A 22,747-nucleotide genomic window follows, 5' to 3' on the forward strand; every position below is an offset into this window, starting at 1 on the left:
TTTTCTGATTTATGCCCTTACTCAACCGCTTTGCCATCCTGCTCGGGCCGGGCGCCTGGCTGGCCTTCGGCCTGTTGCTCTTGAGCGCCGGCTTTCCCGGCGGCCTGCAGGCACAGGAATTGTTGCCACCCCTGAAGGTGAACGGCCCCGTCGAGCCTAAATCCCCGGGGCGGCCGCGTCGCAACGGCCTGTCTGAAAGCCTGAAGTCGTTCCTGAGGGGGCCCGGCCAGGAGCCGCCCGGTCTCCGGGCGGAGGCAATCGCCACCCCCGCCGTGGCCATCACTTCCGTGCAACTGGCTCAGGAAGGCGACGGTTTGCGGGTCCGCGGCGGCCTTCGATGCCGGGGTTTCGGGGCGGGGTACGGGCACTTAGACATTCAGCTGCTGGACCAGGGGCGCCGGGTGCTGAGCGTCCGCGCCGTCTCCTACCAGCCTAACCCGGTCCCGACCAGCTACCGTGGCTTTATTGGCCGGTCAGAGTTTTACGCGCACTTCAATCGCCTGCCGCCCGGGGTGGCCATCGTCCGGGTGCGGTTTCACCCTAAAGATTAACGGTCGACGGCGGCGCGTCATCGTAAACTTATCGCGCGGTTGGGCGTTAGTTTTCCTCGTCATCACCGTCCTTATGCAGCGCCCCCAATGCATCTCATACCGTTTATACCATTTAGACGCTTATTCCGGTAGAAGTCCGGCGGGAGGGGTGCGTTCCCAGGGTTCTACCCCACTACCATTTAGTTAAGGGCCGGTGGATCGGGGCGCTTTCGTCCCGGACGCTTGATCGTGGCCAGGACCTTCAGTCCCGGGAAGGGGCCTTTATCGAGCTTTAACAAATGCCATCATCGAACAATCCGGGGAAAATGACCCTGATCGTGTCGATTAAGTCTCGATCCTGCCTTTTCGATGACCATGGAGGTAACATGTTGTCTTAGGCCCAACGGGCCGGCAGAACTTAGCCCAGGGTTCCACCCTGGGAACGCACCCCTCCCCCCGATCGAGCCCTGAAGGGGCGGTAGAACCCGCCGGCAACGCCTTCTGCCGCCCCTTCAGCAAATCCAACCCGGCGGGGCGGGTGTTTGTCAGGATGGGCGTACAGGCGTGACGCCTTAGGAGGGCTCGATCGTGATTTGACGGTTACCCAGGGGATAAAGCCCTGGGCTAAGTTCCGCCGCCCCTTCGGGGCTGAAACCCGGTCGGAATTCCACCAAGGTAATTGTCTAAATTGCTGTAAGACCAATTCAACCAGGTGCGGAGCATCATCCGGCGGCGACATCCCCTCCAGCCGGCATTCTACTGAGATAGCTGCCTGAATGGTATAGGATCAGCCGTTCCTCCGGGACGAAAGCGCCCCCATCCGCCGGCCCTTAACTAAATGGCAGTGGGATAAAACCCTGGGCTAAGGTCTGCCGGCACGTTGGGCCTAAGACAGAATTTTTACCTCGATGGTGATCGAAATGGTATCACCCATCCCGGGCGGAAGGACCTGAATGTAACCGGAAAATCCTTTCAAAAAGCGGCGCCTCCAAGTAAGCACGGTGCTTTGCACGCCAGCCTCATCTACGATCTGACATTGCCCCTCGGGCCTGAAACGATAATTTATCCGGGAGATCTTCCGCCGGTGATCGAGCAGGTTTCCAGCCTCGATTCCGGTGACCGGCTCACTTCTTCTCATCTCTCGATCGGGTGCCACGTCGGGACTCACGTTGATGCGCCTGCCCATTTCCTAAGGGAGGGATCGACAATCGACGGGTTGCCGCTTCAATGTTTCTGCGGTCCCGCGATCGTCATCGACATGCGCGGGAAAAGGCGAATCCGCGAAAGCGACGTCAGGGATTGTTCCATTCCCAGGAATCACCACGTTTTGCTCAAAACCGACAATTCGGCTCTCCTCGCGGCGCCGCCGTTTGCGGCCTCTTACACCTACGTGGAGCCGGCGGCCGCCGCTTACCTTTGCAAACTGACTCCATGCTCGGTCGGAATCGATTACTATAGCTTTGATCCGTACGAATCCGACGACTTTCCTGCACACAAGATCCTGGCGAACCATAACCTGCCGGCGTTTGTTTGCCTGAATCTTGGTGCGGTACCTGCCGGATTGTATGGCTTCGCGGGCCTGCCTCTCCTCCTTGAGCGTACCGAAGCTTCGCCCGTACGAGCGATCGTCTGGCGGTAAACCGGGGAGGGGACCGCCGTCATCACAGGCTGGCGGGCACGCCTCGCCGCGAGACGGTCGAGCGACCGCGCCGGGCCGTATCACAGCAGGTTCAGAAAAGGTATAGCCGTCGGAAATTCACGAAAACGTGTGCGTAGCCGATCATCCGGCCAGAGGGCCACGATCCAGTTATGCAGCGGGTTTTGATTACACGCATCTTTCACTCCGGTAAAACCCAGGCCGCTGTAATTGTCGCTTCATTGTTGCTGTTCGTCTGGTGGCGGGTTTGGGTCGTCACGCCTTCCTGGGCGGCCGGCGATTGATCCAAACGACGGCGCCCAAGGACGGCCGGAGGCGGGCCTCAGCGACCTGGGCTTGGCGTTGGGCTCAACGACGGGCTGGCGCCCGGGCTGGCCACGGGGTTGCCCATCGAGGTGCCGAGCCCGATGCCCGTTGCACCCGGGGAGGGGCTGGCCATCGGATTACCTGATGGTTCATTCATCGGATTACCCGTCGCGCTGGCGCCTGGCTCGGGCGTGGGCGTGCCGGTTACCCTTTTGCCGGTCGGGGCTGTGGTCTGCCCGGGTGCCGGCACGTCGTCGAAAAAGGTGATGCCGAAGTAGTCGAAGATCGGCTGCGCCGCAGTGCGGGCATAAAGATCGGTCAGCTTGTTGGGATCGAACTTTGGTGCGTTTGTAAGTTTATCTTTGGTGGCGTCAATCACATAGCCGGGGGCCTCTCCGGGCGAGCCCTTGACCAGACCCACGGCGCCCCAAGGCACCACGACTTTCGTTCCACCAGCACCCAGGAAGCCGCCGACGCTGAGCACGGCAAAGCGCACCCGGCCGGTGTCGGGATTAAAAATCAGGTCATCGATCGTGCCGATGTCCTCGTTTTGCAGATTCTTGATGTGGCTGCCTGCGACGTTGGTGGTGAGCAGGAGGCCCTGGTAAGGGGTAACCTCCGTCGTCGGGTTGGCGGCGGGGCTGGGACTAGGACTGTCGGCGGGCGCGGCGTGCGCGCCTCGGCAGAAACCAAATGCACCGGCGCACAGAAGGGCCGTGGCAATCAATGGTGTTTTCATGGTCGATCTACGGATTCCGCTGGGGTGAGGTTGCAGCGCACATCCGCGGATCACGCGCGCTGCAGGTCCAAATAACTGCAAGAACTGTATCTAGTTCGTGGTGAGGGACCCCGATACGCCTGACATTACGGGTCCGTAATGTTGCGGTCGGAGTTGTCTCATACCGTTCGGACAGTTATCCCGGTACAACGTCGACTCAGGAGGTGCCGGCGCCGGAGGATGCTCCGTCGCCGGTTGAAGCGGCCTTAGGCCGAACGGGCCTCGGCCGCTTATACGGTCCAACAGGTGTAAAGTCGGCAGGGCACCTGGGAACGAAGACATAATTTTACCTATGAGCCCGTCGAAATGGTATAAGCATAGAGACCGCGCCCCCCGAACGGAGGGCAATGGTAAGGTGGGTCATGGTTCCTCCTCCGATGCTCCTAACCTAACAAATGCGCTTAACGATCGGTTGTTAGAGGCATCAGTTCGCCCGCCGGTCTCGCCCGCCGGCTTTTTTTGGGTGGTGCGCGGCGGATGCTTGAGGAAACCGCCCGGCAGCGTTAAAGGTGGCACCTTGCAGGCTGCCGTCTATTATCTATGAGAGGCTTCATTATTGGGTTGATCGTCGGAATCGTTTTGTTGCCGGCCGCCGCGTATCTGTACATCTGGTTCGGGTACGCACCGGTGGCCACGGCGGCGCCACCGCTCCCGTTGGAACGGATGCTCACCTCGCTTGCGCTCCACGCCAAAATCGCGAAAGAAGCGCCGAAGGACTCCCCGGTTCCGGCGACCGAGCCGAATCTGCTCGCCGGCGCAAAGCTTTACCGGGAATACTGCGCGGTTTGTCACGGAACCAGTGCTGAGCCTCGAACCGCGACGGCTAAAGGGATGTTTCCCCGGCCCCCGCCCCTGTTCGAGGGTACGGGTGTGACGGATGACCCCATTGGCGAGACGTATTGGAAGGCGGCTAATGGCATCCGGCTGACCGGCATGCCCGCTTATGCGGGGTCACTCAGCACCGAACAATTGTGGCAGGTGAGCCAGTTGTTGGCGAACGCCGACAAGCTGCCTCAAAGCGTCCAGGGGCTCCTGGAGCAACCGGCACCCGCACACTGACGGTTGAGCAGGGGCGGGCGGGGGTGTTGGCCCCGAGCGAGCGGCACCGTCCGGCCGCAGACCGGATTGCAGGCAAATGGAGAACCTGACGTGTTCAGCCCGTTTGCACCAATCTAGCGATGCTGCGTCACCGGGCCGCTTCTTTATCTCGCGCAGCGATTTTGTCGCGAATGGTTTCGTAAAGCCAGCGCATCGATGGAAGGCTCACCCCTCTATTTTCGCCGCGCCGGAGGGGTTCACCCCAAATGGCCTCCAGTTCGACCTCACGTCCGAGATCGAAATCGATGAGACTGGAAGGGCGAAAGTCCCCAATGGTTTTGGTAACCTGCATGAATATTTCGATGAGGTCGGTCGGCAACCGGCATCCGTTGGCATTGGCCGCCATCAACGTTTCGCTCATGATTTGCTCCGCCTTTCGCCGGAGTTCCGGTGAAGCAATAATCTCCGAGACCGGCAACGACCCCGCCGCGATGCTAAGGCCGTTAAAGCAGATATTCCACACGAGTTTTTCCCAACGTGCGGAGTTGAGATCATCAGACAGCCGGCAAGGAATCCCGCAGCGCTCAAAGGCTGCCGCGATTTCCTGCACGTCGGGGCGCACTGGTCGAGCCGTATCCCCCAGCGCGATCGTTCCGGCTCCGAAATGTCGAACCACCGCCGGCTCGATCCGGTTTACAGCCACGAAACAAACGCCGCCTATGACGCGATCTGCATTGAATGCGGTTGAAAGAAACTCTTCGTTGCCCAGCCCGTTTTGCAGCGTTAAGAGCCACGTTTCTTTTCCTAACAAAGGGGGTAGTAGCCCTCTAAGGGCCTGGTTTGCTGTCGCTTTGATGCTGATCACGACCAGGTCGACTTCGCCGATCTCTGCAGACGATCCGTAAAAACGGCTCCCCTCATAGTGCAGGTCCCCTTCAGCGCTCAGGAGTCGAATCCCCTGTTTGCGAGCCGTTTCAAGATCGGATCTGAGCAGAAAACGGACATCCAGCCCGCCTGTCGCCAGCTTGATTCCGTAAAATAACCCGACGGCGCCGCTGCCGACGATTGCGATTCGAGCATTTGGCGGAAAGCTATGCAGCGGCTGATCGTCCATCTGTTGAGTCAGTTAGGGCTCTGGGGTGCGGACGCAGGGACCAAGTAAATGGGCAGTATTAATTTTACACGAATTGCGTGCCAAAGGGCTCTGGAAGCCGCCGCTTTTGACTGTTGCATGAGAGTAATTTTGCGGACCCACTCAGATCCGCAGAATTTTGCCTGGGTTCATCAGGTTGTTGGGGTCGAGCGCCTGCTTGATGGCGCGCATGACGCTGACCGCGTCGCCGTGCTCGGCGACCAGGAAATCCACCTTGCCATAGCCGATGCCGTGTTCGCCCGTGCACGTGCCCTCCAGGGCCAGCGCGCGCAGGACCAAGCGCTCGTTCAGGCGCTTCGCCTCCGCGATGTCCTGAGGATTCGCCGGATGAAGCGGAATGCCGACGTGAAAATTGCCGTCGCCGACGTGGCCGATAATCAGGGCCGGCAGAAAGGAAGCGGCGAAGTCTTTCTCGGTCTCCGTGATGCATTCGGCCAGGCGCGAAATGGGCACGCAGACGTCGGTCACCCAGACCTCCGTGCCCGGGTACTGCGCCTGAATTGCGAAATACGTATCGTACCGGGCCCGCCACATCTTGCGTCGGCCCTCGGGGTCCGGCGTCCAGCAAAAGCCGGCACCGCCCTGGGCCGCCGCGATTTTCTCGACCGTCCTGGCCTGCTCGGCCACCCCGGCCTCGGTACCGTGAAAATCCAACCATAGCGTCGGTGCGGCCGGCACCTCGAGCTTGGAATAGTGCCGGATCGCGTCCATGACCGCAGCGTTGGCCAACTCGATACGCGCCACCGGCACCCCGGCCTGGATGGTCCGGATCGCCGTGACGACCGCCGCCGCAACGCTCGGGAAGGAACCGGTCGCCGAGGACATGGCCGGTGGGATCGCATGAAGGCGCACCGTCACCTCCGTGATCACGCCGAGCGTGCCCTCCGAGCCCACAAACAATCGGGTCAGGTCATAGCCGGCCGAGGACTTGCGCGCGCGCCGGGCCGTGCGGATGATGCGCCCGTCCGCCAACACCACCGTGAGCGCCAGCGCATTTTCGCGCATCGTGCCGTAACGAACCGTGTTGGTGCCCGAGGCGCGCGTGGCCGCCATCCCGCCCAAAGTGGTCACCTCGGCGGCTCCGGGGTCAATCGAGAAGAATAGGCCGCTATCGCGCAGGTGATCGTTGAGTTGCCGCAGGGTAACGCCCGCTTCCATGGTGGCATCGAAATCATCCCGGTTGACCTGCATGATCCGGTTCATCTGCGCCACGTCGATACAGATCCCGCCGTGCAGGGCGGCGACGTGACCCTCGAGCGAGGTGCCGCCCCCAAACGGGATCAGCGGCACCTTGTGGCGCGCGCAGACCTGGACAATTTCGCTTACCTCCTGAGTCGAGCGCGGGAAGGCGACCGCGTCCGGCGGCACGCAGGGATGGTAAGATGCGCCTTTGCCGTGACGCTCGCGCACGGCGGCATCGGTCGACAGCCGATCGCCCAGCAACGGCTGCAGCGAGGCAACCACCGCCTCGCGCGCGGCGGGAGTGATCGATCCAACGGGGGCGGGCAGGCTCATAACGGTCCTTTTGCGACGGGTGCGTTTGGCTGGCGAAGCCGGTGACGCCCGACGGCGTCCTCGCCCACGCGACCCCGCTGCGCGGCTTCCACGAGCTACTCTCCCCCGTTCTTATCAGACCGGATGAGTTGAACGGAACGCAAAAATACTAAGAAAACGGTTTCAATATACTTCCACGTTTCCGGGATTCCCACGCAAACCCCACTGCCATATAGTTAAGGGCCGGCGGATGGGGGCGCTTTGGTCCCGCAGGGACGGCTGAGGTTCGCCAGGGACTTCAGTGCCTGTGCAGGCGTTTCCCCCCCGGGGTTGCGTCCCATCGGGACGCCTGAAGGCGGGCGCCAAAGATTGGGAGCCGTTCGGGTTTTCGTCGCCGAGGGTCGCACCGGGTTTGGCCGGCCGCTTGGGAGCCGGCACCCTGCGGGCCAGCGTTTCAGGCGTCCCGACGGGACGCGCTCCCTCTTAAATGCCCCGTCCCGGGACGAAGTCCCTGGCTAACCTCAGCCGTCCCTTCGGGACGAAAGCGCCCCCATCCGCCGGCGGCGACACCCCGTAAGCCGGCATTCTACCGAGGTCGCTGCCTGAATGGAACCGGATCAGCCGTTCCTCCGGGACGAAGCCCACGCCCGCTGCCGCCCATAACTATATGGCAGTGGTGCAAACCCGGGGCCGAGCCTAATGCACCCCGGCCTGTTCGCCCGGATGGAAAAACTCGACGATCAACCTGTCTCCCAGTTTGATGGGTGACTCCACCCGCATCGTCACCTTGAATGCGCGCTCGGACTCCTCCGCGGGTCTGTCCAGAGGAACCGATATCCGGCAGCTTCCCAACACCACATTCAGCCGCTCAAAGTCCGGTTTTGGACAAACCGTCTTAAGCTCCACCTCCTGCATCCCATCCGGCCTGTCGGATGTTCCTAAAACAACTGCTTCACCTACCTGCATCGTCTACTTACTCCACAGCGGAAAACACCGCCTGCATTTACCTTATATGACGGACTTGCCTTATGGCTCAACCAATAATTCAACGTACTTCCAAAAAAATCTGCATCGATCATCGTGCAAAATCGACTATCAAGCCGTGACCATGCTCCGGTCCCACGCCTGTGGCCAAGAGGAAGAATTTGCGGGACGGGAAACGGCAGACGGGGATGGCGGGAGGGCTGATCACGCAGGCGCCGTAAGGGGCCGCGTCCGCCCCGGCTCGGTGAGACAACCGTAAAGCCGGCGTGATGAGTGCCAGGAACTTTTTCATGATCCTTCGTTTTCGGGCGAATTGGACGGCCTAAGGTTCTCTTTTATTCGGTCCTTTGAGAAAGCGGGGTTGTAAGGACGGCACCGGCGGCTGCCCGGATCTCCGGTCGGACCGGCCCGTTCTTCATTTGCCCCGCTGGCGCCTATGCCCGACATTACCAGAGCGTCATGTCCGGCAAGGACATCATCGTAATCGGCACCTCCACCGGTGGAAGTGAAGCCCTGCAAGTGGTGGTCAGCGGGTTACCGGCTGACCTGAGGGCGGCTTTGTTCATTGTGCTCCACATCAGCGCGGACGGCCTCGGGATCCTACCGGATACTTTGGCACGCGCCGGGCGGCTGCCGGCGTCGAATGCCCAAAACTGGGAAGCGATCCGGCCCGGACGCATCTACGTGGCGCCGCCGGACCATCATCTGCTTTTGGAACGGTCCGGCCACGTGCGAATCACGCGCGGCCCCAGGGAGAACCGTTTCCGGCCCGCGGTGGACCCGCTGTTTCGGTCTGCAGCCCATGCGTTCGGACCCCGCGTCGCCGGCGTGGTGCTCACCGGTGGGTTGGATGACGGCACGGCCGGACTTTGGACGATCAAGGATCGCGGCGGTACCACCATCGTGCAGGACCCTGACGCTGCGCTGGCGCCATCCATGCCGCGCAATACGCTCGAGCACGTCACGGTAGATCACTGCGTGCCGCTGGAAGAAATTGCGCCGTTGCTGGTCCGGTTGAGCCTCCAGCCTGCAGAGACCGGACCGGCCGGGCCGGGGTCCAAGCTCCTGGAGACCGAAGTAAGCATTGCCAAGGAGGACAATGCGCTCGAGGTGGGTATCATGGAATGGGGCACGCCTTCATTATATGCCTGCCCGGAATGCCGCGGCGTCCTTTTCCAGTTGGAGGAGGGGAGCAACCTGCGATTCCGGTGCCACACCGGCCACGCGTATTCGCTGGAAACGCTGCCGGCCGAATTCTCCGAGCGGATGGAGGAAACGTTGTGGAATGCCGTCCGGTCCATGGAGGAATCGATGCTGCTGATGCAGCGCATGGCCGACCGCCTATCCGAGCACAACCACGACCAAGCCGCCCAGCGATTGTTACACGAGGCGCAGCGAACCCAGCAGAATGCCGATGTAATCCGGCAGTTGGTGACGGGGCCGTTTCGTCTAAGCGAGAGTCCGGTCCGGTAGATCCTCCTGCCTTGGACCACCGGTGAGCCGGTCGTGAATCACCGTCAGCGCTCGGGCCGTACGGCGCCTGCTTTTTGTTCAGAGCGCGGAACTCAACCGGCCCCCCGATCCGTGGCCGCCCGCCGTCAGTACGCGCCCCCGGGAATAACGGCGGCGACGCGGCGGCCTCGAACCTCGTCCGGCGCGTTTAGCAAGAAACCGATCGCGGCGGTACCGGCGGGCGGCAGGGCCATCCGATGCTCCGCGAGCATCCACGCGGTTGCCGATTGTAATTCTTCCGCCGAGACGGCGATCGTTTGATCCGGTGGAGCGCCGGCTGACCACGCCGCGCCGCCCGGCCGGCTTCGAACGGCAAAGACCCTGATCCCGGGGTCGACCGTCCTCAGGGCGTGGTTCAGGGCCAAAGACAAGGTCACGTCATCCGCCGGAACGACAACCGCATCGAGGCCGGCAAATTCCTCGAACAATTCGACGGCAATCGTGCCCACGCCGCTGAGGACCGCCGGGTGCGTGCCCGCAGGTGGCGTCAGCCATCCTCGTTCACGAGCCGACGCCAGGGCCGCCTGCTCGGCGGCCTGGGAATCGGCCTGCGGCCGGACCTCCGCCCCGTACACAGCCAATTGCCCGGCTGCCTGGGGCCCGGCCCCTTCAGTCAAAAAGGCGCAGACGGGGACGCTCAGCCGTTGGCCCGCGTAAGCCAGGCCGATCTCGCGAGGGCCCGCCGCGGTCATGACGACTCCGGCGCCCGGCTTTTCTTCACGCATCAGCCGCAACCAGTTAACGCCGGCCCGCGCTGCCCCGCCTCCCGTGTGCTGCAGGTGCTCGAATTTGATCCGGACCTCGGCCCCGGTCAGGCGCGACAGGCCCGGCGAGGGTTCGAGCGGCGTGCAGCGTACGTGCGGCTGGATCCGCAGACGGGCCGCGAGGATATCCTGAAGCTTCACGGCCGGCGCAGCCGGCGGCTGGCCAGGGTGCGTCAGCGCGTGCTCAAGCCTGGTAATCCAGGCGCGGACGCGGTCTTCCTTGAGTTTCCAATACGTCCACTGGCCGATGCGCTGGGCCGCGACCATGCCCGAGCGTTCCAGCAGGGCCAGGTATTGAGAGGTGGTTGACTGCGAGAGCTTAAGCTTGGCCTGGAGGTCCGTCACGCACACACCGATTTCCTCAGCCGGCCCCGCGGGTTGCGCCGGAAAATGGGCGCCCGGATCGCGCAGCAGATGCAAAAGGTCGAGCCGGTGCGGGTTGGCGAGGGCGTTCAAAGGCGGAAGCAGCTCGGCGGTTAACCCAGTATCCATTGCCATATCGGGATATCACAATAGCACGATGATGAGATATTGCAACATCGCGATATACCGATATACGGCGGTTTGCCGGTTTTCGGGGGCGGCGCAGGACAAAGCAGAACCGGTGCGACCGGCTGCGTTCACCCCGGGCGGGCCGAGGTTTACAGGAAGGTGGTTCCCGCCCTTGAGGCAGCCCCGGGCGGCGCCGGAGCGAAGCGGTCGTCCCGCGCGCGTAGGCGGCGGGCCCGGTTCAGCCTCAGGCGAAAGGCGCAAGAGGCGGGGAAAGCCAAAAACGGGCGACGGTTACTCCTGCCGAATCCCTTCCGGGGACACCCTCACGTTGGGAATTGCGTCAATCCAGCGCGGCCCTCTGGGTACCGCCCATTTTACGGCGTTGCGCAAAACGGTCTGAACTTCCGGCTGATAAAAGGTCGGGAACGATTCGTGCCCCGGGCGAAAATAAAAGATCCTTCCGGCGCCGCGCTTCCAGCAGCACCCCGAGCGGAACACTTCGCCACCCTGGAACCACGACATGAACACCAGTTCATCCGGCATCGGGATGCCGAACGGTTCTCCGTACATCTCCTCATGCGGGAGCTCGAAGTACCGGTCAATACCCTGGGCAATCGGGTGACTGGGATCACAGACCCAGACGCGCTCTTTTTCGCCCGCCTCGCGCCAGATCAGCGAGCCGCTGGTGCCGAGCAAGCGCCTGAAGACCTTGGAATAATGGCCGGAATGCAGTACAACCAGCCCCATTCCCTCCAGAACGCGTTTCTGGACGCGATCCACGACGGCGTCTCTCACCTCGGCGTGCGCGATGTGCCCCCACCAGACCAGCACATCGGTGTTCTCCAGGCGGGCCTCCGTCAGGCCGTGTTCCGGCTCCTGCAGGGTGGCGGTTTCGACGGACAAGGACGGCTCGGAGGCAAGTGCCTGAGCCACGCAGCCGTGGATTCCATCAGGATAAACCCTGCGAATCCTTTCAGATTTCTGCTCGTGAACGTTCTCGTTCCAGACAAGTACACGGGTTGTGCTCACCGGGAAAGAGATCGCAGCGCAAAAACCTCTGCAAACCAAATCGCGCTTTTCTTTTCGGGTACCCGAGCGGTGCGCCCGCCGGCGCGCCGACCCGGCGGGGGCGGCGTTCGGCTGGGGGAAACGTGGGGGGGGAAAGCGCGGGGTGCGGCGCGGGCGTTTAAGAAGGAAAGGATGGGGGACGGCCCGCATGACGTGCGGCCCGGGAGAGAACCCGGCGCTTCGGTATTTAACATGACGTTTATTGTATGATGTTATAGATATCCTTCTCAGGCGCGGCCCTTTCCGCCGCTGTGAATAACTTGTGAAGTTTTTCCGGGCGCTTGGATTCGCCCCCGCCGGGGCCGAAGTTATTGACAGGCCCCGTCGCCGGTGAGATGTGCCTCTCGGGTATGGACCAGCACGATTACGCTCAGCGTGGGTTCGAGAAGATCCGGGAAGACCTTGCGTTTCTTGTGACCTGTTTCCGGGAGGTGTTGGCGGAACTCGGCGAGACTGACCTCGCCAACCGGCTGCCGTGGGTCAACAAGGTGGAAATTGACCCGAAACCGAACCCCCGCCTTTGTCAGGCATATTCGATCGCGTTCCAGCTGTTGAACATGGTCGAGGAAAACGTGGGGGCGCAGATTCGCCGGGCGCGGGAATCGGAACAAGGCTTGACCTCTGAACCCGGGCTTTGGGCCCATCACCTGGCTCAAATGCTCGGCGATGGCGTCACGGAAGCCGAGCTGCTGGCGATCCTCCCGGACATCCGGGTGGAGCCCGTGCTTACGGCGCACCCGACGGAAGCCAAGCGGCTGGCGGTGCTTGAGCAACACCGGGCGCTTTACCAGCTGCTGGTCCAGCGCGAGAACCGCATGTACACCCCGCAGGAACAAGCGGCGATCCGGGACGAGATCAAGGTCACCCTGGAGCGGCTCTGGCGCACCGGCGAGGTCCTGCGCAACAAGCCCGGGGTCGCCGAGGAGCGCCGGAACGTCATTTATTACCTCCGGGACATCTTTCCCCCGGTGGTCGAAGATCTCGACCTGCGTTTTCGCCAGGCCTGGGCCGACGCCGGCCTTAGCCCCGGGCACCTGCTGGACCCGGCCCGGTTACCGCGGCTGCGTTTCGGCACCTGGGTTGGCGGCGACCGGGACGGGCACCCGCTGGTCACGGCGGACGTGACGGCCGAGACCTTCCGCGACCTGCGCCGGGCAGCCCTGGAGGTATTGCGCCGGGCGTTTTCCCGCTTGGTGGGCCAACTCACGATTTCCGGCTACGAGCACCCGACGCCCGAGGCTTTGTCGGAACTGCTGGGCCGGCTGTCCGACGACACCTCAACCCCCCCGGATGCCTGGTTGTTTCCGGAGGAACCCTGGCGCCAAGCCTGTTTCCTTATAGAGAAAAAAATTACGCAAACCGTTCAGGGCCAAGGCTACAAGGAGCCGAAGGCGCTCCGCAACGATCTCGAGGTGCTCTACGCGGGGCTGGAAGCGATCGGCGCGACGAGAATCGCGCAGGCCGAGGTTTTGCCGGTCATTCGCCTGGTTGACGTGTTCGGGTTCCATACCGCCGCCTTGGACATCCGGCAGAACAGCGCGTTTCACGACCAGGCGTTTGCCCAGTTGCTGGCGGGGGCGAGCGTGCCTGAAGCGGAATCCTTCGTGAACATGACCCAGGCGCAACGGCTGCCGCTGCTTGAAACGGAGCTCAAGAGCCGCCGGCCGTTTCTTGCGCCGGGTGTTTCGGTCGGGACCGAAGCCGACGCCGTCCTGAGTTGTTTCCGGGTGTTGAAGGAGTACCGGGACTCGGCGGGCCTTCGGGGGATCGGTTCACTGATCGTGAGCATGACCCGCGGCGTGGCTGACCTGCTGGTTGTGTACCTGTTCGCCCGCGAGGTCGGCTTATGGGTCGACACCCCGGAGGGTCCGGCTTCCGAGGTGCACGTGGTCCCGCTGTTCGAAACCCTTGAGGACCTGGAAGCGGCTCCGAACATCATCCGGGCTTACCTCGGAATCGAATTCGTCCGGCGCAGCGTCCAGCTCCAGGCCCGGTTTCGCGGAAGCCGCCGCCCGGTCCAACAGGTGATGCTGGGGTACAGCGACAGCAACAAGGATTCAGGCCTGCTCACCAGCCAGTGGGCGCTGCATCAAAGCCAGCGCGAGATAACCCGGATCGCCGGTGAAATGGGCGTGCAGATCCGCTATTTTCACGGTCGCGGGGGCACGATCAGCCGTGGCGCCGGCCCGACCCACCGGTTCCTCGAAGCATTACCTCACCAATCGGTGCGGGGCGACATCCGCCTGACCGAACAAGGTGAAACGATCGCTCAGAAATACGCGAACCCAATCGCGGCGACGTATAATCTGGAGCTGCTCCTGGCCGGCGTCACGGGCATCACCGTCCTGCAGGATAAACGTCCCGAGCCGGCGGATGACGCTGCGGGCCTGATGTCTGAACTGTCGGCGAAGAGCCGGGACGCCTACCGGGCGTTGCTGGCGCATCCCGGGTTTATGGATTTCTTCCGGACCGCCACGCCGATCGACGCGCTGGAGCTCAGCCGGATCGGCTCGCGCCCGAGCCGCCGGAGCGGCCGGCGATCCCTCGCGGATCTGCGTGCGATTCCCTGGGTGTTCAGCTGGACCCAGTCGCGCTATTACCTGCCCGGCTGGTTCGGCCTCGGGTCGGCCCTGACGTGGCTGAAAGCTGAGTGGCCGGAAGGCTATGCGCACCTCCGCAAGGTGCAGCGGTCATCCCCTTTCCTGCGCTTCGTCATTACCAACGCCGAGACCAACCTGTTCAGCGCGGAACGCTCAATCATGGAGCGTTACGCGACGTTGTGCCCTGATACTGAAGAAGTAAAAGACGTTTTTACATTCATCCTGTCGGAGTTCGACCTGTCGCACCGGACGTTGGAAGAACTGTTTGAGGAGGACCTCACCAAACGGCGGCCGCGCTTCAACATGACGCACCAGGTCCGGGCCGATGCGTTGCTCGCGCTGCACGTGCAGCAGGTGGAGCTGCTGGGGCTTTGGCGGGCTGCCCGCGACGGCCAGGACCAGGAAGCAGCAGCCGATGAACTCCTGACCGAACTGCTGGTCTGCACCAACGCGATCGCCAGCGGGTTGCGTACCACCGGATAGCGGTCACCAAATCGCGGCTGCAGGCGATCCCCGCTTGCACCCACCCTGCCTTCGCGTTACGTAGGAAGAACTGCAGGGGAGCCTTTGGCTGAGATCCTTGGCGGGAGACGCCCGGGGACCCTCACGACCTGATCCGGATAATACCGGCGAAGGGAGCAAAGGTGGCCTTGCAAACATTTGCTATGACCACCGAGAGTTTCTTCCCAAACAGCCGTCGCGTTTACGTTCCGGGAAATCTGCACCCTTCCGTGCGGGTCGCGATGCGTGAAATTGACCAATCGCGTACGCGCCTGCCGGATGGCTCACTTGAGGATAATCCGCCGATACCCGTCTATGATACGAGCGGCCCGTGGGGCGACCCGGACCAGCAACCGAACGTTGAGGCCGGCCTGGCGCCGATGCGCCTGAGGTGGATCACGGAACGGGGCGACGTCGAGGCGTGGCAAGGACGGGAGGCTCGGCCGGAGGACGACGGGTACCTCAGCGCCGTCCATGCGGAGCGGGCCCGGAGCAAGCCCGGCCGTCAGAGCATCCAGCTGTTTCAGGGGGCGAAGCGACCCACGCTCCGCGCCTCGGCCGGGCATCCGGTGACCCAGCTCTGGTATGCTCGCCGGGGCATCATCACTCCGGAGATGGAGTACATCGCGATCCGGGAAAGTCTTGGCCAAGCCCGGCCGGAAGGTGGCGGGGCGGGTAAAAACGGGTCGAATGGAGGCCGGGGGAGCAAAGCCGTTATCACCCCGGAATTCGTCCGCAACGAGGTTGCCCGGGGCCGTGCGATCATCCCGGCGAACATCAACCATCCTGAATCGGAGCCGATGATCATCGGGCGGCAATTTCTCGTAAAAATCAACGCAAATATCGGCAATTCAGCGGTTGCCTCCAGTATTGATGAGGAGGTCGAGAAGATGCGGTGGGCGACCAAGTGGGGCGCCGACACCGTCATGGACCTGTCGACAGGCAAGAACATTCATGCCACCCGGGAATGGATCATCCGGAACAGCCCCGTGCCGATCGGAACCGTGCCGATCTACCAGGCCCTGGAAAAGGCTGGAGGCCGGGCGGAAGAGCTAACCTGGGAGATCTATCGGGACACGCTTGTCGAGCAGGCGGAACAGGGGGTCGACTATTTCACGGTGCACGCCGGCGTGCTGCTCCGTTACATTCCCCTCACCGCACGGCGGCGGACGGGAATCGTGTCGCGCGGGGGATCAATCCTGGCCAAGTGGTGCCTGGCCCATCACCGGGAAAATTTTCTTTACACGCACTGGGATGAGATTTGCGAGATCATGGCCGCGTACGACGTCAGTTTCTCAATCGGGGACGGTTTGCGCCCGGGCTCGATCGATGATGCGAATGACGAGGCGCAGTTTGGCGAGCTGAAAACGCAGGGCGAACTCACCCGCCGCGCTTGGGACCACGGTGTTCAGGTGATGAACGAAGGCCCGGGTCACGTGCCGATGCACCTGATTCGGGAAAACATGGAAAAGCAATTGGAATGGTGCCACGAGGCGCCGTTCTACACCCTGGGGCCGCTCACCACGGACATCGCGCCGGGGTACGATCACATCACCAGCGCAATCGGCGCCGCCATGATCGGGTGGTACGGCACGGCGATGCTTTGCTATGTGACGCCCAAAGAGCACCTTGGGCTACCCGATCGTGACGACGTGAAGGAGGGCGTGATCGCCTATAAAGTCGCGGCTCACGCGGCCGATCTCGCGAAAGGGCATCCGTCGTCACAGGTACGGGATGACGCCATCAGCAAAGCGCGGTTTGAGTTTCGGTGGGAAGACCAGTTTAACCTGAGCCTGGACCCGGACACCGCGCGGGCTTATCACGATGCCACCCTGCCCCAGGAAGGGGCGAAAACCGCCCACTTCTGTTCCATGTGCGGACCGCATTTCTGCTCGATGAAAATCACCGAGGACGTCCGGCGCTATGCGGCCGAAAAACAGATCAGCGCGGATGAAGCGCTTGAGGCGGGGCTAAAAGAAATGGCGCAGGAGTTCGTGGAGAGCGGCGGCGAAGTATACCATTAGGACGTAAAAATACCAGCAATCCGTACAGCGCCACGCGTTAACGGCGTAATCCGCGCCGCTGTACCGCGGATTGAACCGAAGCAGTGTAAGGAACGGGAGCCGGCTTTTGATTTCTCGAGCATGACCATCCCGGTCACGCCGCGTCACGACCGGACCGGGTCTGGGGACAACTGTCCCGACCGCAGCATGCACCGGCCGGGAGCTTGCCCGGGGGCGCTGCGATTCCCGGACTGGGCCGCGGTCCGGATAAACGCTGCGGCAAACGTACGTGACTGACGTCACGTCACGAGCAAAAGGGGCCGCCCTGGACTCGGCTCATTTTCCCATTAAGCGGTCGTGGGCTGACGATCTCCCCACCGGCGTCTGCAGGTTCGGGGTGGTTGACGGTAGATAAGCCCCGAGGGCGCGACTTTGGGACCGGTTCCCTCCTCCACTGAATCCTAAGGCCCGGGATCAAACGACGGGCACAATCCACGACGGCCTTTTACATAACCAAAATGCATGAAAATATCAGAGGATTAAATAAAATCATGTACACTCATTAAGCCCTGTATGCATTTGTTTCATATGAATTCCACTTAATGCATAAGGTACATATACTGGTCGCGGCGCTTCGGCGTGCGGGCCTTCCCCCTCCTCTGTAGCCGATGCGGATTTGGCTCACGCCCCCCCCTGGCCCACCGTCGCGGCATTCGGAGCGGCACCTGCCGCTTCGCCCGCGGGTGAACGCCTTCGGCGCCCGTTGGCAGGTCGAGTTCCTCGGGTCCCCGCTTGCTTTTTCACACGTATTTGAGAGACCGTAGACTAGACTACCCGCTTGGTAACCATCCGACCGAAAACCTCTGTTAAGGCGTTGTAATAGCAGATGGACAATACAATGTTTAGCCCATTCTACTCTCGGAGCCCTGGGTTCTAACCTGTCACCGCGCGGATCAGGATGCTATTGGTTGCTCGCCGGCTCGCCTCTTGTCGTCTATTTCGTCTGAGCAGGCGCAGGCGGCGGTGGGGTTACGTTCCAAGTGAGCATCCGAATTTTCCAAGTATCGCCCTCACGAGTATCAATCGCGGACCAATAGCCCTTGGCTTGTATAGGACCGCCGCTCTTGCCTTGAAAAGTCAGACTCCATTCTCCATTCGCCCATATCTCATTGCCCGGGCCTATAATGTGAGGGGAATACTGATCGCCTTCGCCAAGATGGTTGGTGACATGAACTTGCTTGAACACGTCTGCAAAATGTTTCTCGATGGCCTCCCGACCGTAAATCGGGCCTGTATCCGTCACCTCAACCGCGTCCTCCATGTAGAGCGCAGCCAGGGCGGCCGCGTCGTTGTTGTTGAATGCCTCGTCATACTTGATACTCAACGCACGAATCTGCTGGGCTGTTTGTGGATCGACCGTTTCTTTTTCCTGGGCAAAAGTCGGCACAGCAAAGTTGATTGCCAATCCAACTAGGGCACCGAGTAAGCGTATTTTCATTATTTCCTCCCGGGGGGTTTAGGATCGTTTGTCGCCTACAGACCTGCTGCGGGATTTCTTGTGTCGCCGGGACACAGGGAACGCCTTGATTAAAGGTCCTGAGCGATACTGCAACTGGATGCCTAGCACTATTTGGTGTCAATAAGAATCACGATCACAGAAGCCGATTCCTCGCGCCCGTTAGGGCGATCTCCGCCCAGGTAGCTATTCTGCGAATGCTCGCAAAAAGCGAACGTTTACCCAAGTTGAATCCTCCTTAACGAAGATTTTCGGCTGGATTGTGGTTAGAACCCTTACCCCGGTTTTCCGGCCATTTGCTACTCATACCCCATCTCGGAAACGGCTTTGCCTTCCAGAACCAGCCGTCGGGCCGGCCGTTGCTGATCGACGCTCAGTTTGCGAGGCCGCCCGAAGCGCACGCCGCGCTTCTGGGCCGCTTCCCTACCAGCGCTGGTCCGCTCGCGGATCGGGTCGCGCTCAAACTCCGCGATTCCCGCGAGAATCGTCATGATCATTTTGCCCGCGTGCGTGGTGGTATCGGCCCACGGCTCGGAGAGCGACTGAAACTTTGCGCTCGCCGTACGGATGGCTTCCATGGTTTCCAACAAGTGACGGGTCGAACGCGCCAAACGGTCGAGTTTCCAGACCACGATCGTGTCGCCGGCCCGCAACTGATCGAGCATCCGCTCAAATTGGGGCCGCTCGCGTTTGGCGCCGGAGGCTTTCTCCCGGAAGATCTTTTTGCAGCCGGCTTTCTCCAGCGCTCGAAGTTGCAGGTCCAGGTTCTGTTCGACGCTCGAAACGCGCGCGTAGCCCATCTTCAACGGGACAAACTTTTCAAAAATCCTCGCAAAAGGCTTGGCTTTTGCGAGCCACTTTTGCGAAGCCGCCTTCACTCAGAAAAGGCCCTTTGGACTACCGTTTGCAAAACGTACCACTTTTGCGACTCCTATGCCCTTGAGGGACCCTCCGGGGTTATGCCCATCGAATTTCTCAACGACCTGCAGCGGCGCTCCCACGGCCGTTTCAACGCGGAACCGACCCCGGATCAATTGGCGCGCTACTTCCACCTCGATGATGCCGATCGGGCCCTCATCCACGCGCACCGCGGCGATCACAACCGGTTAGGGTTTGCCGTCCAGCTCTGCATGGCCCGGTTCCCCGGCACTTTCCTCGAAACGCCCTCCGAGACCCCGAAAGGCGTGATCGCCTTTGTGGGCCAGCAATTGGGGATCCGGGAGTTGACCGCGTTTACCGAGTACTGCGACGGTCGGACGCGCAAAGCGCACGTGAGCGAGATCCGGCGGCGGTACGGGTTTTGTGACTTCAGCGACCGCTCGGGCCGATTCCGGCTTCAGCGCTGGCTCTACGCGCTCTGCTGGACGGGGACCGATCGGCCCGGGGTGCTTTTCGACCGGGCCGTGGCTTGGCTGATTACCCATAAAATCCTGCTGCCGGGCGTGACGGTGCTCGAGCGGCTGGTCGCTCGCATTCGCCGTCGGACCCACGAACGGGTCTGGGGCCTACTCACCCAGGCTCTAGCGGCCGAAACGACGATCAAGCTTGAGGCCCTTCTGCGGATTCCGGACGGCGGCCACGCGTCGGTGTCGGACCACCTGCGAAAAGGCCCGGCTGCGCACGCTCAAGGACCTGGATGCGGCCGCGATTCAGCTGAGCCAAGTCGGCCGGCTCCTCTTGGACCGGAGCGTCCCGGACGCCGCGGTCCGCGGGGCCGCGTTCGCCCGCGTCGTGCCCGAAGCGTTGGAAGCCGCGGTGGGCCAAGTGGAGCGCTTGGTCCGCCCCCCGGAAGACGTCTACTATCAAGAGCTCTGCGAGAGCTTTCGTCGGGTGCGCACCTTTTTGCCCAGCCTGCTGCGGACGGTGCGTTTCGGCGCGACCCCGGCCGCGTTTTCCCGTTACGTGGTCGTGGGTTGACGATCTTCGTACCGGCCTCTGGGGATCCGCGGGCGGCTGACGGTAGAACGTCCCAACGGCGCGACTTTGGGACCGGTTCCCTCCTCCACTAAACCCTAAGGCCCGGGATCAAACCACGCGCACAATCCACGACGGCCTTTTATATAATCAAATTGCATGAAATATCGACAGATTACGTCAGGGTATATAGATAAATTGGGTCGATCATTCATTTATTTGATTACGACCGATGCTTAATGCATTAGGTACATATCGCGGTCGCGGCGCTTCGGCGGGCGGGCCTTCTCCCTCCCCCGTAGCCAGTGCGGACTTGGCTCACGCCTCGCCCCTGGCCCGGCGTCGCGGCATTCGGAGCGGCGCGTGCCGCTTCGCCCGCGGGTGAACGCCTTTGGCGCCCGTTGGCAGGTCGAGTTCCTCGAGCCCCAGCTGAAGGCAGGCCGCCCCTGCTCACGATGGCAACGAGTGGAGAAACGGGGTATCGGAATCACGTCTGTCGCGATGAGGACCCGGTCAGCGGTGCCAAGCCGCAATTCGGAGCCGGTTACGGAACGGAAAAATCGTACGCCAGGGCCTGACCGGACGGCTCGAGCCAGGGCGACGCATGAGAACCCGGCGGGAATGCGTTTCGTGAGCTCGCCCCATCCGCCGCAGATTCATCCCCGGAGCAGACATAGTCGCGCAAAAGGGGCATCCCGATCAATTTAGGATTTGCTACCTATTGTAGTCCACGCTAAAACTTTGATCCTAGGGTAAATCACATGCTTATGGATACCTCCGTGAACCCCACCCTCGAGCGGGGCTGGCGCTTCCGCCGGGCCGACCCGTCGTTGCCGGAAGTCCACCGTTCGGTTTCCGTGCCCAAAGCGGGTCCCGGTTGGTGGGCGGTCCTGCGCAAGCTGCTCGCGTTCTCCGGGCCCGGCTATTTGATCGCGGTCGGCTACATGGACCCAGGTAACTGGGCCACCGACCTCGCGGGCGGCTCGCAGTTCTACTACGGGCTCTTGTCGGTGGTGGTCGTCTCCAGCCTGATGGCCATCTTCCTCCAGTACCTGGCCCTCAAACTGGGCGTGGTCACCGGCCGGGACCTGGCCCAAGCCTGCCGGGACCATTTCCATCCGGCGGTCAACTTTGTGCTCTGGATCGGTTGTGAGATCGCCATTGCGGCCTGTGACCTGGCCGAAGTCATCGGCTCGGCCATTGCCCTCAACCTGCTCTTCGGTTTGCCATTGGTCTGGGGCGTTTGCCTGACCGCCTGCGATGTGCTCGCCGTGTTGTACCTCCAACAGAAAGGGTTTCGATTCGTCGAAGCGCTGGTGCTGGCCCTCATCGGCGTCATCGCGCTGAGCTTCGGAATCCAAATCTTCCTGTCCAAGCCCGATTGGGGGGCGCTGGCGTGGGGTTGCCTGCCCTCGGCGGAGGTCCTGCGCAACCGGGACATGCTTTATGTAGCGATCGGGATTGTGGGGGCCACGGTGATGCCGCACAACCTGTACCTGCACTCCTCGATCGCGCAGACCCGCAACTTTGAGCCAACGCCGCAGGGCCAACGGGAGGCCATCTTTTACGGCACCATCGATTCGATCGCGGCGCTCTTTTTTGCGCTCTTCATTAATGCCGCGATCCTGGTGGTGGCCGCGGCGACCTTTTACCGCAGCGGCCACCACGACGTGGCCGAAATTCAAGACGCCTACATGTAGCGACCTGAAAACATAAACGCCCGGACCCGAAAACATCCGCGCTTTGGGACCACATTGATTGAGAATGAGGGGCCGCTCGGGACCACATTATTTGAGAATGGGCCCACATTAATTGATAACGGCCCGAAAACATCCGCCCGGGACCACACGAACTGACAACGGCTTAAAGGGGAATGCCCGCCGCCCGAATCTCGTTTTGGAACTCTTGCGTCTGGCTGGCCGGCAGCTTTCCTCGAAGGAAGGAGCGTACCTCTGCCGGTTTCGCATTGAGCAGCTCGGCCAGGGCTCTGACGTTGTATCCTTGCCGCGTCAGCCGCGGTTCGAGCCCATCGAGGTCTTTGGCCAACACCGTGTCGATCACCTCGGCGCCCACCGGCTTCTGGCCGACTGCGTAGCCTTCCTCGAACGCCAGCGTCAGGTATTGCTCGAATTGCAGGGGGGTCGTCAGCCGGTCGCTCAAGACGCTCAGGGCCTCGGCGGTGATGATCGCCTCGAGCTGGGCTTTCGGGCTGAGGACTTCGCTGAGCAGCCACTGCACGTACCGGCGCTTTTCGCCACCGAAACCTTCCAGTTCGAAGACGGTCGCTCGCGAGCCGATCTCCTCCATCGACGGCCGGCGCAGGTCGTTCTTGAGCTTCGGATGGCCCGCCAACACCACCGACAGGGTGCCCCCGCCGTCGCGCACCACTTCCATCAGCCGTTTGAGCCCCACCAGCGTCTTGCTATGCAAGTCATGC

General features: G+C 62.0%; 18 protein-coding genes and 1 riboswitch. Of the genes, 8 read left to right on the top strand and 10 right to left on the bottom strand.

Features of this window, described 5'->3' with window-relative positions; genetic code table 11:
- Nucleotides 1-11 precede the first annotated feature (11 nt).
- Complete coding sequence (locus JO015_14320) at nt 12-551, top strand: hypothetical protein (protein MBW0000273.1); 540 nt, start codon at nt 12-14, stop codon at nt 549-551.
- 985 nt (nt 552-1,536) lie between these two features.
- Nucleotides 1,537-2,169 (top strand): cyclase family protein, encoded by a 633-nt coding sequence (locus JO015_14325; protein MBW0000274.1) that lies wholly within the window; start codon nt 1,537-1,539, stop codon nt 2,167-2,169.
- A 340-nt stretch (nt 2,170-2,509) separates the two neighbouring features.
- Here JO015_14325 and JO015_14330 read toward each other — a convergent pair whose 3' ends face one another.
- Complete coding sequence (locus JO015_14330) at nt 2,510-3,232, bottom strand: PRC-barrel domain-containing protein (GenBank protein ID MBW0000275.1); 723 nt, start codon at nt 3,230-3,232, stop codon at nt 2,510-2,512.
- 579 nt (nt 3,233-3,811) lie between these two features.
- Here JO015_14330 and JO015_14335 point away from each other — a divergent pair.
- The gene (locus JO015_14335) at nt 3,812-4,330 is read left to right on the top strand and encodes a cytochrome c (GenBank protein MBW0000276.1); all 519 of its coding nucleotides are present in this window, start codon (nt 3,812-3,814) and stop codon (nt 4,328-4,330) included.
- Between the two features lie 127 nt (nt 4,331-4,457).
- Here the strand turns inward: JO015_14335 and JO015_14340 are convergent, their stop codons facing one another.
- The 4 genes from JO015_14340 to JO015_14355 all read right to left on the bottom strand — a co-directional run bounded on the left by JO015_14340 (nt 4,458) and on the right by JO015_14355 (nt 8,232).
- The gene (locus tag JO015_14340) at nt 4,458-5,423 is read right to left on the bottom strand and encodes a 2-dehydropantoate 2-reductase (GenBank protein MBW0000277.1); all 966 of its coding nucleotides are present in this window, start codon (nt 5,421-5,423) and stop codon (nt 4,458-4,460) included.
- 141 nt (nt 5,424-5,564) lie between these two features.
- Nucleotides 5,565-6,977: an FAD-binding protein gene (locus JO015_14345; GenBank protein ID MBW0000278.1), complete on the bottom strand. Its 1,413-nt coding sequence runs from the start codon at nt 6,975-6,977 to the stop codon at nt 5,565-5,567.
- 675 nt (nt 6,978-7,652) lie between these two features.
- Nucleotides 7,653-7,922, bottom strand: a complete 270-nt coding sequence (locus JO015_14350; protein MBW0000279.1) for a hypothetical protein — start codon at nt 7,920-7,922, stop codon at nt 7,653-7,655.
- Nucleotides 7,923-8,031: 109 nt separating this feature from the next.
- On the bottom strand, nt 8,032-8,232 hold the full coding sequence (locus JO015_14355; GenBank protein ID MBW0000280.1) for a hypothetical protein: 201 nt from the start codon (nt 8,230-8,232) through the stop codon (nt 8,032-8,034).
- Nucleotides 8,233-8,399: 167 nt separating this feature from the next.
- Between JO015_14355 and JO015_14360 the strand changes: the two genes are divergently transcribed.
- On the top strand, nt 8,400-9,413 hold the full coding sequence (locus JO015_14360; GenBank protein ID MBW0000281.1) for a chemotaxis protein CheB: 1,014 nt from the start codon (nt 8,400-8,402) through the stop codon (nt 9,411-9,413).
- A 125-nt stretch (nt 9,414-9,538) separates the two neighbouring features.
- Here JO015_14360 and JO015_14365 read toward each other — a convergent pair whose 3' ends face one another.
- Both JO015_14365 and JO015_14370 read right to left on the bottom strand, forming a co-directional pair.
- Nucleotides 9,539-10,714, bottom strand: a complete 1,176-nt coding sequence (locus tag JO015_14365) for a pyridoxal-phosphate dependent enzyme (GenBank protein ID MBW0000282.1) — start codon at nt 10,712-10,714, stop codon at nt 9,539-9,541.
- Nucleotides 10,715-10,999: 285 nt separating this feature from the next.
- Entirely contained in the window at nt 11,000-11,926 is a 927-nt protein-coding gene (locus tag JO015_14370) for a ThuA domain-containing protein (protein MBW0000283.1), read from the bottom strand.
- A gap of 200 nt (nt 11,927-12,126) precedes the next feature.
- Between JO015_14370 and JO015_14375 the strand changes: the two genes are divergently transcribed.
- Nucleotides 12,127-14,859: a phosphoenolpyruvate carboxylase gene (locus tag JO015_14375; GenBank protein MBW0000284.1), complete on the top strand. Its 2,733-nt coding sequence runs from the start codon at nt 12,127-12,129 to the stop codon at nt 14,857-14,859.
- Between the two features lie 64 nt (nt 14,860-14,923).
- A riboswitch (TPP riboswitch) is annotated at nt 14,924-15,031 on the top strand.
- Nucleotides 15,032-15,041: 10 nt separating this feature from the next.
- Nucleotides 15,042-16,901, top strand: a complete 1,860-nt coding sequence (gene thiC / locus JO015_14380; GenBank protein MBW0000285.1) for a phosphomethylpyrimidine synthase ThiC — start codon at nt 15,042-15,044, stop codon at nt 16,899-16,901.
- Nucleotides 16,902-17,874: 973 nt separating this feature from the next.
- Here thiC and JO015_14385 read toward each other — a convergent pair.
- Nucleotides 17,875-18,378 (bottom strand): SgcJ/EcaC family oxidoreductase, encoded by a 504-nt coding sequence (locus JO015_14385; GenBank protein MBW0000286.1) that lies wholly within the window; start codon nt 18,376-18,378, stop codon nt 17,875-17,877.
- Nucleotides 18,379-18,695: 317 nt separating this feature from the next.
- Entirely contained in the window at nt 18,696-19,202 is a 507-nt protein-coding gene (locus JO015_14390; GenBank protein MBW0000287.1) for a recombinase family protein, read from the bottom strand.
- Nucleotides 19,203-19,355: 153 nt separating this feature from the next.
- Here JO015_14390 and JO015_14395 point away from each other — a divergent pair, with 153 nt between their 5' ends.
- Nucleotides 19,356-20,405 (top strand): DUF4158 domain-containing protein, encoded by a 1,050-nt coding sequence (locus tag JO015_14395; protein ID MBW0000288.1) that lies wholly within the window; start codon nt 19,356-19,358, stop codon nt 20,403-20,405.
- Nucleotides 20,406-21,071: 666 nt separating this feature from the next.
- Nucleotides 21,072-22,010 carry an Nramp family divalent metal transporter gene (locus JO015_14400; protein MBW0000289.1) on the top strand — a complete coding sequence of 313 codons (939 nt, stop codon included), beginning with the start codon at nt 21,072-21,074 and terminating at the stop codon, nt 22,008-22,010.
- A 163-nt stretch (nt 22,011-22,173) separates the two neighbouring features.
- Here the strand turns inward: JO015_14400 and JO015_14405 are convergent.
- A partial coding sequence (locus JO015_14405; protein ID MBW0000290.1) for an AAA family ATPase occupies nt 22,174-22,747 on the bottom strand: 574 nt, incomplete at its 5' end.

It is taken from the genome of Verrucomicrobiota bacterium, assembly GCA_019247695.1.
GTDB lineage: Bacteria > Verrucomicrobiota > Verrucomicrobiia > Chthoniobacterales > JAFAMB01 > JAFBAP01.

What these genes read in the sequence shown, in the direction of transcription:
- JO015_14320 (MBW0000273.1), top strand. Translation starts at nt 12, where the DNA reads ATGCCCTTACTCAACCGCTTTGCCATCCTGCTCGGGCCGGGCGCCTGG.
- JO015_14330 (MBW0000275.1), bottom strand. Translation starts at nt 3,232, where the DNA reads ATGAAAACACCATTGATTGCCACGGCCCTTCTGTGCGCCGGTGCATTT.
- JO015_14335 (MBW0000276.1), top strand. Translation starts at nt 3,812, where the DNA reads ATGAGAGGCTTCATTATTGGGTTGATCGTCGGAATCGTTTTGTTGCCG.
- JO015_14340 (MBW0000277.1), bottom strand. Translation starts at nt 5,423, where the DNA reads ATGGACGATCAGCCGCTGCATAGCTTTCCGCCAAATGCTCGAATCGCA.
- JO015_14345 (MBW0000278.1), bottom strand. Translation starts at nt 6,977, where the DNA reads ATGAGCCTGCCCGCCCCCGTTGGATCGATCACTCCCGCCGCGCGCGAG.
- JO015_14350 (MBW0000279.1), bottom strand. Translation starts at nt 7,922, where the DNA reads ATGCAGGTAGGTGAAGCAGTTGTTTTAGGAACATCCGACAGGCCGGAT.
- JO015_14355 (MBW0000280.1), bottom strand. Translation starts at nt 8,232, where the DNA reads ATGAAAAAGTTCCTGGCACTCATCACGCCGGCTTTACGGTTGTCTCAC.
- JO015_14360 (MBW0000281.1), top strand. Translation starts at nt 8,400, where the DNA reads ATGTCCGGCAAGGACATCATCGTAATCGGCACCTCCACCGGTGGAAGT.
- JO015_14365 (MBW0000282.1), bottom strand. Translation starts at nt 10,714, where the DNA reads ATGGCAATGGATACTGGGTTAACCGCCGAGCTGCTTCCGCCTTTGAAC.
- JO015_14370 (MBW0000283.1), bottom strand. Translation starts at nt 11,926, where the DNA reads ATGCGGGCCGTCCCCCATCCTTTCCTTCTTAAACGCCCGCGCCGCACC.
- JO015_14375 (MBW0000284.1), top strand. Translation starts at nt 12,127, where the DNA reads ATGGACCAGCACGATTACGCTCAGCGTGGGTTCGAGAAGATCCGGGAA.
- thiC (MBW0000285.1), top strand. Translation starts at nt 15,042, where the DNA reads ATGACCACCGAGAGTTTCTTCCCAAACAGCCGTCGCGTTTACGTTCCG.
- JO015_14385 (MBW0000286.1), bottom strand. Translation starts at nt 18,378, where the DNA reads ATGAAAATACGCTTACTCGGTGCCCTAGTTGGATTGGCAATCAACTTT.
- JO015_14395 (MBW0000288.1), top strand. Translation starts at nt 19,356, where the DNA reads ATGCCCATCGAATTTCTCAACGACCTGCAGCGGCGCTCCCACGGCCGT.
- JO015_14400 (MBW0000289.1), top strand. Translation starts at nt 21,072, where the DNA reads ATGCTTATGGATACCTCCGTGAACCCCACCCTCGAGCGGGGCTGGCGC.